The following is a 15421-nucleotide window of genomic DNA, read 5'->3' as shown; positions in this document are numbered from 1 at the left end:
CAAAAAAAAGGGGGCCCTCTCAAGCCAAATGGACGTAGAAAATAGAACTTGGCTTCGCTTTTTCCAGACGCTGGACAGCCCCCTACTCCACCTCACGCCAAGTTCGTCTGGCAAAGCCGTTCCGAATGTTCAACGACCAAATCGGCAAGCTCCGGCCGACACGAACCACAATTCGTTCCAGCTTGAAGGGCGTCTCCGATTTCATCCACATCAACCAGTTTTTCGTCGTGAATTGCGCGGATTATGGCTTTTAGCCCGACGCCGAAACACGAACAGATCATCGGGCCGCAGTCTTCCAGTTCCGCTGATGACCGACCGGACAAAATCTGGTGTGGTGCGACCTCGGGCAAAGCTGCAAGATAGTCTCGCATCAGCGTGACCGGCTCAGAAGATACAAACAGCACCGCCAACAGGCGTTGCCCCTCTGAGAACGCAATTCTGAATGACCCGCGCCTTTGATCTTCTATCAAAGTAGACACGGCATCGGGCAGGCCGAACCATTCTCGGGCAGTACTCTCCCAATCCTCGGCAACATGGTATCCTGCCAGTTCCAGCCTGTAACCTTTGTCCGTCTTTGCAATTGCCCAATACTCCGACTTTGGCGATGGGACCCCAACAGAGACTGCGAACCCGTACCAGGCGGCATTCATGCGCCGAACAGACACGGCCGTTGCCTTACTCTCCGGTTGTCCCGAGATGGGGTCCGTCACAGTTGGAATCAGCGCATCCACACGGGCCGCCGGGGCCGTTTCCCCCGTCCAGTGAATCGGCGCGAACACTTGGCCGGGCGCGACGGTGTCGGTGATGCGAAGTCGAAATATCCCAGTTCCGACCGAACTATTGATCTCGACCAAATCGGCAGAGCCGAGGTTCAGATGGCGCGCGTCCTCGGGGTTCACTTCCACATAAGGTTCGGCGAGATGAGCCGATAGACGAGGTGACAATCCGGACCGGGTCATCGTGTGCCACTGGTCCCGATTTCGCCCCGTATTCAAAAGCAATGGGTATTGCGTTGATGTTTTCGCAACCGGTGGCTTATGGGAAACGGGCACAAAACGTGCTTTCTTATCAGGATGGAAAAACTGACCGTCACCAAAGAACCGTCCGTCCGTTCCACCAGGTATCACCGGCCACCGCGTCGGGCTTAGTTCATTGTATTCTTCCTCCGTAATATCCGCGAGCTTTGAGACGTCAAAATCCCTGCCAAACGATTTAGCCACTGAGGACACCGCCGCGTATTCCCGAAAAATCTGCGCCGGAGAGTCGTAGCTGAATGGCGTTTTCCACCCCATGCGACGACCGACGTCCGAAAGGATATCCCAGTCTGCACGTGCCTGCCCGGGAGGTGCCAGAACGGCGCGCTGTCTGCTGATTGTGCGATCCGAATTGGTTACGGTGCCACTTTTTTCCGCCCAGCCTGTCGCTGGCAACAGCACATCCGCAAGACGTGCCGTATCCGTCCGGACCGTCAGGTCACTGACAACGGTGAAGGGACATTTCTCAATGGCTTGTCGCACGCTATCCGCATCAGGCATTGAAACCGCAGGATTGCTGTGAATGACCCAAAGCGCCCTGATCTGACCCTCTTTCACGGCACGAAACAGGTCCACTGCCTTAAGCCCCTGTTTTTCACAGATCTTCGGCGCGTTCCAGAAATGTTGAACGGCCTTGCGGTGGCTTTCATTCTCGATATCCAGGTGACAGGCCAGCATGTTGGCCAATCCACCCACCTCTCGGCCACCCATGGCATTGGGCTGACCGGTAACGGAAAACGGGCCCATCCCTTCGCGCCCGATCCGACCCGTCGCCAGATGACAATTGAGGATCGCGTTCACTTTGTCCGTCCCGCTAGAGGATTGGTTCACGCCCTGACTGAAGATGGTGACCACACGCTCGGTCCCGGTCCAAAGATCACAAAATGTCTCGATCTCTTCGGTGGTCAGGCCCGTAACTGTCGGGTCGTCCCGCTGCGCCGTTCTAAGCGCCTCATCAAAGCCGACAGTCTGCTCCAGAAATTCAGGCACGACGTGTCCGCCTTCGTGAATGCTGACCAGCAATCTGTTGAACAAAGCAACATCGCTGCCCGGATGCAAAGCCAGATGAAGGTCGGCCTGATCGCAGCTTGCTGTACGGCGCGGGTCGACAACAACGATCTTTGTCCCACGTGACTGTCGCGCCGCCAGAACGCGCTGGTACAAAACCGGATGACACCAGGCGAGGTTGGATCCGACCAGAACCACCAGGTCGGCCTGATCAATATCCTCGTAGATTCCCGGCACCGTGTCTGACCCAAAGGCGCGTTTGTGGCCAGCCACGGTTGAGGCCATGCAGAGCCTGGAATTCGTATCGATATTGGCCGAACCGATGAACCCTTTCATCAGCTTGTTGGCGACATAATAGTCCTCGGTCAGCATCTGCCCTGACACGTAGAACGCGACACTGTCCGGTCCGTAGGCCTCGATAGTGGACAAAAAGCGATCGGCGACCAGTTGCAGTGCTTCGTCCCACGGCACATCCTTTCCAAATGCTTGCGGGGCCAGAAGGCGATGATCCAGCCCGACCGTTTCACCCAATGCCAATCCCTTTGAGCATAAACGCCCATGGTTCGCCGGATGATCCGGATCGCCGCGTACCGCCAAACCGCCGGCGCCATCAGGGCGCAACAGAACACCGCAACCAACACCGCAATAAGCGCAGGTGGACCGGATTTCAGGCAGCCCGGTTCCGTCCATCAGGCCGCACTCCGCCGGGTTGCCGCTTTGTCGTCCAGCAGGATACGACTGCCTTCCAGCCGCACCGGATAGGTGGTGATGCGACCATCATCCGCGCCCTGAGCCTCGCCCGTGTTCAGATCGAAGACCCAATTGTGCAAGGGACAAGTCACCGACTGACCATGCACGATGCCTTCGGACAGCGGGCCGCCCTTATGGGGACAATTATTGGTAGCTGCGAAGACTTCGGCCTCGGCAGTTCGGAAAATCGCAATGCAGCCGATATGAGTTTTTATCAGGCGCGCCCCGCGCAGTGGCACCTCATCGATATGCCCGACGTCGATCCAGCTCATTCTGCGGCCTCCAATGTGAAATCTGCAATCGGCGCGTAGGTTTGCGCCTTGTCCCGCACATGTTCGGCCCACGGGTCCTTGCGGTAGATGCTTTGAGACAGCTCGAACCTTTCGACCAGAGCCGCGCGGTTTTCCAGATCGTCGACCACATGCCCCCTGATCCAACCCATGCCGACTTTGCCCATCCATTTATACAAACGATCCAAGTACTTGCCGCCTTCCCGATAGGCCTGAGTGACGGCCATCACAACCTCGATTGCTTCGTCTTCGGTTGGCACCTGGCACAGCAATTCGGTCTCTTTCACATCCATTCCGGCAGCTCCGCCGATGCTGATCTGAAACCCAGAGTCCACGCAAACCACGCCGATATCCTTGCAGGTGGCCTCGGCACAGTTGCGCGGGCAGCCCGACACGGCCAGCTTCAGCTTGTGAGGCGTCCACGACCCCCACAGGATTTTCTCAAGCTTGATCCCAAGCCCGGTGCTGTCCTGCGTTCCAAACCGACAATGATCGGTTCCGACACAGGTCTTCACCGTGCGCAAACCCTTGGAATAAGCATGGCCCGAGACCAGACCCGCCTTGTTCAGATCCGACCAGATCGCGGGCAGGTCCTCACCCTTCACGCCCAGAAGGTCGATCCGCTGGCCACCAGTGACCTTGACGGTTGGCACGTCGTATTTATCCGCCGCATCCGCGATGGCGCGCAGTTCTTCTGGTGTGGTAATCCCACCCCACATACGGGGCACCACGCTGAACGTGCCATCCTTTTGGATGTTTGCGTGCTTGCGTTCGTTGACAAACCGGCTTTGCGGGTCGTCCTGATACTCAAGCGGCCAATCAGCCAGCAAGTAATAGTTGATCGCGGGGCGGCAGACATGGCAGCCGTTGGGCGTGTTCCATCCAAGCTCCTGCCAGACGGCAGCCTGGCTTTTCAACTCCTGCCCTTTGATCAGGCGGCGCACATCCTCATGGGTCAGATCCGTGCAGCGGCAGACGGGTTGCGCCGTTGGCATTTGGAAGTCATCACCCAAAGTGACTTGCAAGACCTGTTCGACCAAACCCGTGCATGTGCCGCAGGAGGCACTGGCCTTGGTGCTAGCGCGCACCGCGCCCAGATCGCCGGCCCCTGCATTGATCGCCTCGACGATGTTGCCCTTGCATACGCCGTTGCAGCCGCAAATCTCCGCCTCAAGCGGCAATGCTGCAACGGCTGAGAGAGGGTCCGCAGTGTCACCCCCCTGATAGGCAGGGCCGAAGATCAGCGTCTCGCGCATCTCTTCGATGCTGGTGCCGTCTTTGATTAGCCCGAAGAACCAGCTGCCATCGGCAGTGTCGCCATACATCACGGCGCCAACCAGACGATCTTCTTCGATCACAAGCCGTTTATAGACCCCGCGCGAGGGGTCTCGGAACACAATATCCTCGCGCTCGGGGCCTTCGGCAAAATCGCCTGCGCTGAACAGGTCGCAGCCGGTGACTTTCAACTTGGTCGAGAGGGTTTTCTGTGCGAATGCAGCGTCTTCCGCCAGCAACGACTGCGCTGCCACCTTCGCCTGATCGTAAAGCGGCGCGACAAGGCCAAAGATTTCTCCGTCATGTTCGACGCATTCGCCCACGGCAAAAACGTCCGGGTCCGAGGTCAGCATCTGGTCATCCACATGAATGCCGCGCCCAGTGGCCAGACCGGCCTCCTGCGCCAGTGCCGTATTGGGGCGGATTCCAACTGCCATGACCAGCAGGTCGCAGGGCAACTCGGTCCCATCGTCCAACAAAAGCGCGCGGACCTTGCCATCCTGTCCGAGGATTTCCTTGGAGTTCGCCTGCAGGCAAATCCTGATGCCTTTGTCCTCCAGCGACTTCTTCAGCAAATACCCGGCTGCTTCGTCCAGCTGGCGCTCCATCAGGTGGCCCATGATGTGAACGACGGTAACGTCCACGCCGTGGGCGGCCATGCCTGCAGCCGCCTCAAGACCCAGCAAACCGCCACCGATCACAACGACCTTGTTGCCCGGGCCCATACCCATCATCTGCCGGGTATCTTCCAGATCGCGATAAGCGATCACGCCATCCAGATCATGCCCAGGCAGAGGGATCATGAACGGGTTTGACCCCGTCGCGATCAACAGCTTGTCGTATGGAACATGGCCGTTCGCCCCTTCGACCACCTTCATCTCGCGGTCGATCCTGGCCACCTTTTCGCCAAAGCGACAGGTGATCCTTCGCTCGGCGTACCAAGCGTCGTCATGGGTGACGATCTCTTCATAGGTCTTCTCACCCGACAGAACCGGGCTGAGCATGATGCGGTTGTAGTTTCCGCGCGGTTCCGCGTTGAACAGGGTGATATCGAACGCATCTGGTGCAGCATCGGTCAGGTGCTCCAGCACCCGGCCCGAAGCCATGCCTGCGCCTATGACAACTAGTCTTTGTTTCATGGTTTCACTCCGCTGCAATCGCCTTGGGGGCAGGCGATTTCGGCTTGGCGCCGTGTTCGTATTCTTCAAGGAAGTCCAGAACTTCCTGCCGGTAGGCGTAGTAATCGGGGTGTTCCAACAATGCCTTACGGGTCCTTGGGCGCGGCAGGTCGACCTCGGTGATTTTCCCGATGGTCGCTTGCGGACCATTGGTCATCATCACCACGCGATCGGCCAGAAGGATCGCCTCGTCCACGTCATGGGTCACACAGATCGCGGTGACCTTGGTACGGGACCAGACCTCCATCAGGACTTCCTGCAATTCCCAGCGCGTCAGGCTGTCGAGCATCCCAAAGGGCTCATCCAGCAGTAGCAGTTTGGGCGACAGCGCAAAGGCGCGGGCGATGCCGACGCGTTGTTTCATGCCGTTCGACAGATCGGAGGCAGACTTGTCCATCGCGTCAGCTAGACCGACACGTTCCAGATAGTATTCGACCACATCTTGCCGCTCGGCCATGCTGGCCTTGGGGTAGACCTTGTCGACGCCAATGGCGACATTTTCCTTGGCGCTAAGCCAGGGGAACAGGTTGGGCGACTGGAACACCACGGCGCGCTCGGGATCGGCGCCTTCGACGTGGCGGCCATCCAACTTGATCGCACCCTTCGAGATTTCGTTTAGCCCGGCAGCCATAGTCAGAACCGTGGACTTGCCACAGCCGGAGTGGCCGATCAGTGAGATGAACTCGCCCTTGTCGATCTTCAGATCGAAATCCTCAACCACGGTCAGCGGACCTTTGGGCGTCGGGTAGACCTTGTGCAGTTGCGAGAAATCGAGAAAGCGGTTCTCGATCATTCCTTTCTGTGCCTCGGCAACAGCAGTGGGGACTCCGTGGATTGGCGTGACATCGGGCAGGATGCGCGAGCCTTCGACTTTGGCCTCGATACCCACATCCATGAGATACTTGGTGACGTCTGCACGCAGACGTTTGAAGGTCTCGTCGTTGTTCATCGCGCCCCGATCCCGTGGACGCGGGATCGACACGCGGAACTCCTGCCCCAAAGTCCCGTCCGGGTTCAGAGCGATGATCCGGTCGGCCAGGATGATCGCCTCATCCACATCATTGGTGATAAGGACACAGGTCTTTTTGTCGGCTTCCCAGATATGTTCGATCTCATCGGCCAGATTGGCGCGGGTCAGCGCATCCAGCGCCGACAAAGGCTCATCAAGCAGAAGAACTTCGGGGTTCATCGACAGCGCGCGCGCCACGTTAACCCGCTGGCGCATCCCGCCGGACAACTCCGCCGGGCGGCGCGAGGCGGCGTGGCTGAGTCCAACCATCTTGACGTAATCCGCCACTTTCTCGGCTTTCTCGGCCTTGCTTAGGCCAGGAAAGACCGTATCCACCGCCAGACCCACATTGCCGCTGACCGTCAACCACGGCATCAGCGAGTAGTTCTGGAAGATCACGCCACGTTCCGGGCCCGGCCCCTTGATCGGAGTGCCTTTGAACGTGACCTCGCCCTTGGTCGGCATATCCAGGCCGGCCATCAAATTGATCAGCGTCGTCTTGCCGGTACCCGAGAAGCCGAGGATCACCAGAAACTCGCCCTCTTGCACATCCAGATCGATCCCTTTCAGAACAACGGTCCGCGCGGTGCCTTCACCAAAGGATTTCGAGGCGTTCTTGAAGCTCAGAATGCTCATCTCGATCACCGGTTATTCGTAAAGGTAAAGAGGGATTGCAGCGCGTACATCACCCGGTCCAGCAAGAAGCCGATGATGCCGATGGTGAAAACCGCAACCATGATCTTGGCCAGAGAGCTGGACGAGCCATTCTGGAATTCATCCCAGACAAACTTGCCAAGACCGGGGTTCTGCGCCAGCATTTCAGCCGCGATCAAGACCATCCAGCCAACACCAAGCGACAGGCGCAGACCGGTAAAGATCAACGGCAGGGCCGAAGGCAGCACCAGCTTAGTGATCTTGGTATAGGTGTTCATTTTCAGTACCTTGGAGACGTTAACCAGGTCCTTGTCGATAGAGGCTACACCCAGTGAAGTGTTGATCAGCGTTGGCCACAGCGAACACAAGGTCACGGTGATAGCCGAGATCAGGAAGGACTTGGCAAACCACCCGTCATTGGTGACATAAACTGCCGAGACGATCATGGTGACGATCGGCAGCCATGCCAGTGGAGACACGGGTTTGAATATCTGGATCAGCGGGTTCAGCGCAGCGTTTGCTGTTGGCGACAGACCCGCCGCAATGCCAAGCGGGACTGCCACCACCGTTGCGATCAGAAACCCGAAGAACACGGTTTTGATCGAGGTCCAGATCTGCTGGTAGTAGGATGGCGCGCCCGTGTAAGCGACCTGCTTGACCTCTTCCGCGCGGCCGGCGTCGATCAGCTTTTGGTTTCGCTTCTCGACCATCGCCTCGAACTTGGCGCGTTTGGCGGCTTTGGCTTGCGCGTCCTCGTTCAGATTGACCATTTCCGCCCAAACCTGAGCCGGTCCGGGGACCGCACCCAAAGAGGTCTGCACCTTGGGGGCCAAAGTCGCCCACAGCAGCAGAAATGCGCAAATCGACAAAAGGGGGACCACCAGCAACCGCCAGATCTCGGTCATCTGGGCGCGCGGGTTGTCCCCCGCTGCTGCTTTCAGCACCGGGGTGGCCCAACTGAGGCCAAGGACCTGAAACCATTTATCGGCGGCATTAATACGGGTAAAAAGGCGGGCGCGGCGGTCCTCTCGGGCGGCGTCTGCATTGAATTCTGGATCGACCGTTGTCATCTGATGTGTCCTTGCGATGGCGGGGCACTTGTGAGCGTCGCGCCTGACCCAAGCCGGGCGCAGTGTTGCGGGGTTAGCCTTGCACGTCCGAACCGACGATCTTCTGATCGCCCTTCAGACCAATGGACAGACTTTCGAGGTAGGCGTTGGGGGTGCGGCCGTCATAGGCGATGCCGTCAATGATATCCTCGACCGGGGTCGGCGCCTTGTAACCGTCGCTGTTCCAAGGGAAGTCAGCCTCATTGGCCAAGCCCTCGTCGACCAGCAGGCGCGCGGCTTCCAGATAGATCTTGGGTTTGTAGACGGACTTGGCGACCTCGTCATACCAACTGTCCGGTTTTGCGTCGGCGATCTGACCCCATCGGCGCATCTGGGTCAGGTACCAGACAGCGTCCGAGTAGAACGGGTAAGTCGCGTTGTAGCGGAAAAACACGTTGAAATCAGGAACTTCGCGCTTGTCACCCTTCTCGTATTCAAATGTGCCGGTCATCGAGTTCGCGATAACGTCGTAATCCGCGCCGACATATTCTGGACGGCTGAGGATTTCGACGGCCTCGGGGCGGTTGGCGTTATCGTTTTCATCCAACCACATGGCGGCGCGGATCAAGGCCTTGGTCACGGCCAGCGTGGTGTTCGGATACTCCTCCGCAAATTCGGCGGTGATGCCAAAAACCTTTTCGGGGTTGTTCTTCCAGAGCTCATAGTCGGTGATGACCGGAACGCCGATGCCCTTAAACACGGCCTGCTGGTTCCACGGTTCCCCCACGCAGTAACCATAGATCGTACCAGCCTCGAGCGTCGCAGGCATCTGCGGCGGAGGGGTTACGGACAGGAACACATCCGCGCCAATCTGGCCAGTTACGTTCTCGGGGCTGTAGTAGCCGGGGTGCAGACCGCCAGCGGCGAGCCAGTAGCGTAATTCGTAATTGTGCGTCGAAACTGGGAAAACCATGCCCATGTTGAAGGGCTTGCCTTCGGATTTGTACTTCTCGACCACCGGGGCCAGAGCCTCGGCACTGATCGGATGCTGCGGGCGACCATCCTCCATCACCGGGATATTCGGTTTCATCTCTTCCCAGATTTCGTTGGACACGGTGATGCCGTTGCCGTTCAGATCCATCGAAAATGGCGTGATGATATGCGCCTCGGTCCCGTATCCGATGGTCGCAGCCAGTGGCTGCCCCGCCAGCATATGCGCGCCGTCCAGCTGCCCGTCGATCACACCGTCCAACAGCACTTTCCAGTTGGCCTGTGCCTCAAGCGTGACGAACAAACCTTCGTCCAGGAAATATCCCTGCTCATAGGCCACTGCCAACGGTGCCATGTCCGTCAACTTGATAAAACCAAAGGTCAGTTCATCTTTTTCCAGTTCAAGTTCGGCCAGAGCGGGAGAAACAAGCGCGGTAGTTGCCGCAAAGCTCAAGATCAGTTTCTTCATCACATTTCCCTTCGGTTCGGCCCAATCAGGGCGCGTGGCTGCCCGTTTGCCTTGGGGCACAAAAAAAGCCGCCGACACACACCGCCGGGAGGAGTTGGCGGTTGGTCGAGCGGCTTTGCTCTTGATAGATGCCCATGGACATGGGCGCATTCTGTCGGATGGCTCCGTTGCCTGCCGATGGCTTCAGTAAGCCGACAAAACGTGGTCGCGTCATCTGTATTTTGAAGGACGGCTGAAATTTTTCCGCATTGCAGCATTGCGCGATGCTGCAATGCGGAAAAAATGTGCACACCTACTCGGAAGGCTCGAAAATACGTCGATCGAAGAAGACATTCCGAGACAGAATCAGGCTGCCCTTGGCTGATGCAACTGCCATTGGTTCCGGCAACGCACCTTCCAGTTTCTCGGACGCACCCGGGGTCTCAATTCCTGATCGATGCATCGCTTGCCGGTACAAGTCGCTCCGAAAGACCTTGGCTGCTGCATGTTCGGCAGCACCCACTTCAAGGCCGTTTCGCTTCGCCATTTGATGTGCAATCCACTTGGCCTGACTGCGCCACGGAAAAGTTGCCGCGCCTTCAAAAAACTCTACAAACCCCTCAACATTGCGGTGTTCTCCACTTGGAGAGATCGCAAATTCCCCCATCAAGGCGCGATCGACCAGTTCCGGGGACACATTCAGATAGGCTTTGCGCGCCAACATCTCGGACGCCGTAGAACGGCTGTCGGGATTGGACAACCACCGCCCGGCACGCCAAACCGCGCGCATAAGGCTGCCCAGAAGATGTGGTTCGGTCTGGGCCCAATCGTTTCTGACGGCCAGCACCTTTTCCGGCGCGCAATTCCAGATTGCCCGACCGGGCAACAGCAAAGCCCCAAACTGGTCCTCGACAGCAAACGACCCCCAGGGTTCCCCAACGCAGAACGCATCAATCTCTCGTGTAGCAAGCGCCTGCGCCATCAAAGGTGGAGGAACAGTACGGATCTCGACGTTTCTTGAAGCCAGCTCGGTTCCGGCCACCCAATATCGCAGCAACTCGACATGCATTGAAAATGGAAACGGCACCCCGAAGATCAGAGTGTCGTCGGCGGCCTTTGCGAGTGCAGCGCCGGCAGCTTTTGCATCGATGAAGTCGAAACCATATCCCTGATCCACCAACTTCCGGGCCAGTTGTGCGCCAACTCCGACGACATTGCCATTCAGCGACAGTACGGAAACAGCGGATATCGGGGTCGTGATCCCACCCAGCCCCAGCGCTATTGCGACAGGGATCGGAGATAATAAATGTGCAGCATCGACGTGCCCAAAAGCCAACATGTCGCGCAACGAAGACCAGGACGGTGCGGGACGAAGATCCAGCGAGATCCCTTCGGCGTGGTCAAAGCCCATCTCGCGGGCGACAACCAAGGGGGCAGCATCCACCAAAGGCATATAAGCAACCGGGAGCGTCACGGTTCTCATGACAACAACCCCGACGCCGTCACCAGTGCGTCGGCCACTTCGGCCACCCGACGGTTTTGATTCATGGCCGTCTTTCGTAACAGGGCGTAAGCTTCATCTTCCGGCACGCCTCTGGACTTCATTATCAAGCCTTTGGCCTTGTCAATCACCTTGCGCTCTTCCAAGGCGCGGCGCGTTTCCGCCAGTTCCACGCGAATTTGGCGCAGGACCTGGAACCTGGCGATTGCAATATCCATCACTGGCTTGATGCGGTCGGCCTGCAATCCATCCACGACATAAGCCGACACTCCGGCCTCGACCGCTGCCCTGGCCAATCCCCCTGCCGCGCCGGACACGAACATCGCAACCGGGCGCTCCAACGGGCCGGACGCGACCGTCAGTTCCTCCAGCATATCGCGGGACGGATTGTCGATATCAATCAACACAATATCCGGGTCGTGGGTGGCAATCTTGCGCGCCAGGCGCGAAACACTGCCGATCACAAAGACATCTACATCCCCATACGCTTTCAAGGCGTCAACTATAGCGAAAGCGCGGTCGTGGTTCTGCTCGACCACAACGACGGTCAGGTTTTGGCTCATGACTAGTCAACTGAGCTCTGCCCACCTCAACCACAATTGGAAAGTCCTCCACCCCTTCCTTCGGCGGCAGAATTGCTCAATTATTCAGCGATCATTGGCGCTATGCAAAGATACCGGGCATATTGACTGACATGTCGGCATGTCGAATTGTTCTGCGGATCAATTTGTTGGACAGGTCCCGCAAGCGCTATGGACTGCCAAATGTGTCAATCTCTCAGTACCCGCTTATTGAATGCAGCCCCTGTTCAGACAAACCTGTTTACATAGTTCTCCAGGATTTCCTGATGTCCCGATTGCGGCCTCGGATTTATGTTCTCACGCAAAACGCGCGCAGCAATCTCTTCCAGACCGCTATCCAGCATCGTCGCCGCTGAAGGCGTGTTCCAGCCCGAGTAACGCTTCGACAGCTCAGCTTCCAAACCGCCATCTTCAATCATGGCGGCAGCGGCCTTCAAACCCCGGGCGCAGATGTCCATTCCCCCGACATGGGCAGCCACCAGATCTTTTGCATCAATGGACTGGCGGCGAATTTTTGCGTCGAAATTTGTGCCTCCGGTGGTAAAGCCACCGGCCTTCAGTATGTAATAATAAGCCAAGGCAACTTCCGGCGTGTTATTTGGGAACTGGTCAGTGTCCCAACCCGACTGGTAGTCGTTGCGGTTCATATCGATCGAGCCCAGCATTCCCTCGGCTGCGGCCACTGCAATTTCATGCTCAAAGCTGTGCCCTGCAAGGATCGCATGCCCCTGCTCGAGATTTAGTTTCACCTCGTTCTCCAGACCGTATTTCCTGAGGAACCCGATACAGGTTGCCGCGTCATAGTCGTATTGGTGTTTGGACGGCTCCTGTGGTTTGGGTTCTACCAGAATGGTGCCCTTGAACCCGATCTTGTGTTTATACTCCACGACCATATTCAGAAACCGACCCATGTGGTCCAGTTCGGTTTTCATATCCGTGTTCAGCAGGGTCTCGTACCCTTCGCGCCCGCCCCAAAGTACATAGTTTTCACCACCGAGTTTGTGGGTCGCGTCCAGGCAGGATTTCACCGTTGCCGCCGCAAAGGCAAAAACGTCGGGGTCAGGATTGGTGCTGGCGCCGGCCATCCAGCGGCGATGGCTGAACATATTGGCCGTGCCCCAAAGCAGTTTCGTCCCGGACACCTGCATCTTTTCGCCAATGTAATCCGTGATTTCTTCCAGAGTTCTCAGGTTGTCGGCAAAATTTCCCTGTTCGGGCCGGATGTCGGCGTCGTGCCAGCAGAAGTAGGGCTGGCCAAGAACTTCGAACATTTCGAAAGCAATATCTGCCTTCAAACGAGCCCGCCCCATATCATCCTGAGGATGCCACGGGCGTTCAAAGGTAGGACCACCGAAGGGGTCTCCGCCCTCCCACGCGAATGAGTGCCACCAGGCGACTGCAAACCGCAGATGATCTTCCATGCGTTTGCCCATGACAATCTCGTCTGGATCATAGTGCCGGAAGGCCAGCGGGTTTTTGCTGTCCGCGCCTTCAAACCGGATCCGCTCGATCCCTTCAAAAAATCCGCTTGGCATTTCTGCCCCCTACTCTGCTTTTTGTTCTGGCTGCTTGCCGAGAATGATCATCGACAGAAGGTCGTCATCGGTGACATCTGCGATATCGACCGTTCCGACCAGTTTCCCATTCTTCATGACCGAGGCGCGGTCACACAGCTCCATAACGGCATGAACATCGTGATCGATCAGGAAGATACCGATACCTTGCGCCTTTAGCTGGTGGATCAGATCCGCCACCATCTGCGTTTCATGCGGCCCAAGAGCCGCTGTCGGCTCGTCCATAATCAGAATGCGCGCATTGAAGTAGACAGCCCGGGCAATTGCCACGGATTGTCTTTGCCCCCCCGACAACGCGGAAACCGGGTCATTGAACTTCTGAAAATTGGGGTTCAGCTGCGCCATGATCTTGCGGCACTCAGCCTCCATGGCTGCATCGTTGACCAACCCGAAAGGCGTCGTCATCTCGCGCCCCAGGAAAAGGTTCGACGTTGCATCCAGATTGTCGGCCAAGGCGAGCGTTTGGTAGATCGTTTCGATGTTGTTCGCGCGGGCATCACGGGGGTTTCCGATCTCGACACGTTTGCCGTCGATCAAAATTTCGCCCTGATCCATTTGATAGGCACCGGACAGGACCTTTATCAAAGTGGATTTCCCGGCCCCGTTATGCCCGAGCAAACCAACCACCTCACCGGGATAGAGATCGACAGACACATGGTCGACGGCCTTGATCCCGCCGAAGGAGATCGAGATATCGCGCATCTCGACCAATGGCGGCGTGCCAGATCCGCGGCCAGCATTGGTTGGCGTTTTCTGCGTGTCCTGAGCTTGCATCACTTTGCCCCCAGTCGCTTGCGATAGACGATGTCGATATAGACGGCCAGTACAAGAACGCTACCGACCACGATGTTCTGAAACGGTGCATCGACGCCAACCATGGCCATGCCAGATTGCAGCGCTTGCATGATCAATGCGCCAAGGATCGCGCCGTATATGGTGCCGATGCCGCCAGACAACGCGGTTCCACCGATGACGGCAGCGGCAATGACCCTCAGTTCATCCAGCGTGCCAATGTCGTTCGAATGGTTTGCAAGGCGGGCCGAGGCGACCACGGCCGAAACAGCGCACAGAAAGCCCATCAGTGCAAAAATCTTCACGGTCAGCAGACGTGTATTGATGCCCGAAAGTTCTGCCGCATCCGGGTTGCCACCAGTGGCAAAGATGTAGCGCCCGAACCGGGTTTTTCGCGCCACGACCGTAAGTGTCACCGCCACGATGATCAGGATGAGGACAGAAATCGGTATGCCGTACCCGACGACCAGCCCTTCGGGCATCGTCTCTCCGCGCGCCTCGAACATCCGCTGCAATCGGCGCGTCGGAATGGCGTAGCTGTTGACGATGTAGACGTAGCCAAGGATGGCAATTGCGATTATCCCGGCCAGGGTGGCCTCGGCCCAAACAGGCTTAACGGGGAAGCCATGCGCGGCTTTTGCGCGACGGCCGCTCCACAAGGCCCAGATGGCGATCCCGGTGGCAAACAAGCCAAACAGCCAGCTTGTCGTTGCCCCCAAGGTTCCGTTGGTTCCGCCAAACATCAGGAACTTACTGTCCAGAGGACCAATGGTCTGGCCGCTGGTCAAATACCATGCCACGTTCCTCCAGACCAGAAACCCGCCTAGAGTGACGATGAAGGCCGGTATCGTCAGGTACCCGACCATCCAGCCGTGAAAAGCACCGATCAATGTGCCGACAAACAACCCCACGACTATGGTAATCGCCCAGGTTGCCGGGTTGTTCAAACCCATCCCGAGGACCTGTGGCAAAAGTTCGGTTTGCGTCATTGCCATCACGGCCGAAGTCGTTGCCAGCAACGCGCCGACCGACAGATCAATGTGACGCGTGACGATTATGAACACCATCCCGCAGGCCATGATTGCCACCGAAACCGTCTGAATTGACAGGTTGAACAGGTTGCGAGGTGTCAGGAACCGCCCATCGGTGACGATGTTGAACCCGATGCACAGGATGACAAACGCGCCGATCATTCCCAAAAGCCGCATATCCAGTTCCAATTGCTGGAACAGGCTGGGTTTCGCTTTTTCAGGTACCGGCTGAGACGAAGTTTCGGTCATTTCCGATC

General features: G+C 57.6%; 11 protein-coding genes. All 11 read right to left on the bottom strand.

What is annotated here, in order from left to right; translation table 11 throughout:
* Positions 1-92: 92 nt before the first annotated feature.
* Complete coding sequence (locus AC2FIR_RS19555; RefSeq protein WP_496744408.1) at positions 93-2732, bottom strand: molybdopterin-dependent oxidoreductase; 2640 nt, start codon at positions 2730-2732, stop codon at positions 93-95.
* The gene (gene nirD, locus AC2FIR_RS19550) at positions 2732-3064 is read right to left on the bottom strand and encodes a nitrite reductase small subunit NirD (RefSeq protein ID WP_170614615.1); all 333 of its coding nucleotides are present in this window, start codon (positions 3062-3064) and stop codon (positions 2732-2734) included. Before nirD ends, AC2FIR_RS19555 begins: the two co-directional genes overlap by 1 nt.
* The gene (gene nirB, locus AC2FIR_RS19545) at positions 3061-5496 is read right to left on the bottom strand and encodes a nitrite reductase large subunit NirB (protein WP_496744406.1); all 2436 of its coding nucleotides are present in this window, start codon (positions 5494-5496) and stop codon (positions 3061-3063) included. Before nirB ends, nirD begins: the two co-directional genes overlap by 4 nt.
* A 4-nt stretch (positions 5497-5500) precedes the next feature.
* Positions 5501-7180, bottom strand: coding sequence for an ABC transporter ATP-binding protein (locus tag AC2FIR_RS19540; protein ID WP_170614613.1), 1680 nt, complete (start codon positions 7178-7180; stop codon positions 5501-5503).
* A 5-nt stretch (positions 7181-7185) separates the two neighbouring features.
* Complete coding sequence (locus AC2FIR_RS19535) at positions 7186-8268, bottom strand: ABC transporter permease (RefSeq protein ID WP_170614612.1); 1083 nt, start codon at positions 8266-8268, stop codon at positions 7186-7188.
* Positions 8269-8341: 73 nt separating this feature from the next.
* Entirely contained in the window at positions 8342-9706 is a 1365-nt protein-coding gene (locus AC2FIR_RS19530) for a CmpA/NrtA family ABC transporter substrate-binding protein (RefSeq protein ID WP_170614611.1), read from the bottom strand.
* Positions 9707-9998: 292 nt separating this feature from the next.
* Entirely contained in the window at positions 9999-11168 is a 1170-nt protein-coding gene (locus AC2FIR_RS19525; protein WP_496744404.1) for an ABC transporter substrate-binding protein, read from the bottom strand.
* Positions 11165-11749: an ANTAR domain-containing response regulator gene (locus AC2FIR_RS19520; RefSeq protein WP_496744402.1), complete on the bottom strand. Its 585-nt coding sequence runs from the start codon at positions 11747-11749 to the stop codon at positions 11165-11167. Before AC2FIR_RS19520 ends, AC2FIR_RS19525 begins: the two co-directional genes overlap by 4 nt.
* A gap of 245 nt (positions 11750-11994) precedes the next feature.
* Positions 11995-13302: a xylose isomerase gene (gene xylA / locus AC2FIR_RS19515; protein WP_496744400.1), complete on the bottom strand. Its 1308-nt coding sequence runs from the start codon at positions 13300-13302 to the stop codon at positions 11995-11997.
* 9 nt (positions 13303-13311) lie between these two features.
* Positions 13312-14115, bottom strand: coding sequence for an ATP-binding cassette domain-containing protein (locus AC2FIR_RS19510; RefSeq protein ID WP_170614607.1), 804 nt, complete (start codon positions 14113-14115; stop codon positions 13312-13314).
* The gene (locus AC2FIR_RS19505; protein WP_170614606.1) at positions 14115-15413 is read right to left on the bottom strand and encodes a sugar ABC transporter permease; all 1299 of its coding nucleotides are present in this window, start codon (positions 15411-15413) and stop codon (positions 14115-14117) included. The genes AC2FIR_RS19510 and AC2FIR_RS19505 overlap by 1 nt, the downstream gene beginning before the upstream one ends.
* Between the last annotated feature and the right edge of the window lie 8 nt (positions 15414-15421).

The sequence above is a fragment of the Ruegeria sp. CDSB136 genome (assembly GCF_059610965.1).
The sequence above is the reverse complement of the archived record's forward strand: the minus strand, read 5'-3'. Positions and strand labels throughout refer to the sequence as shown.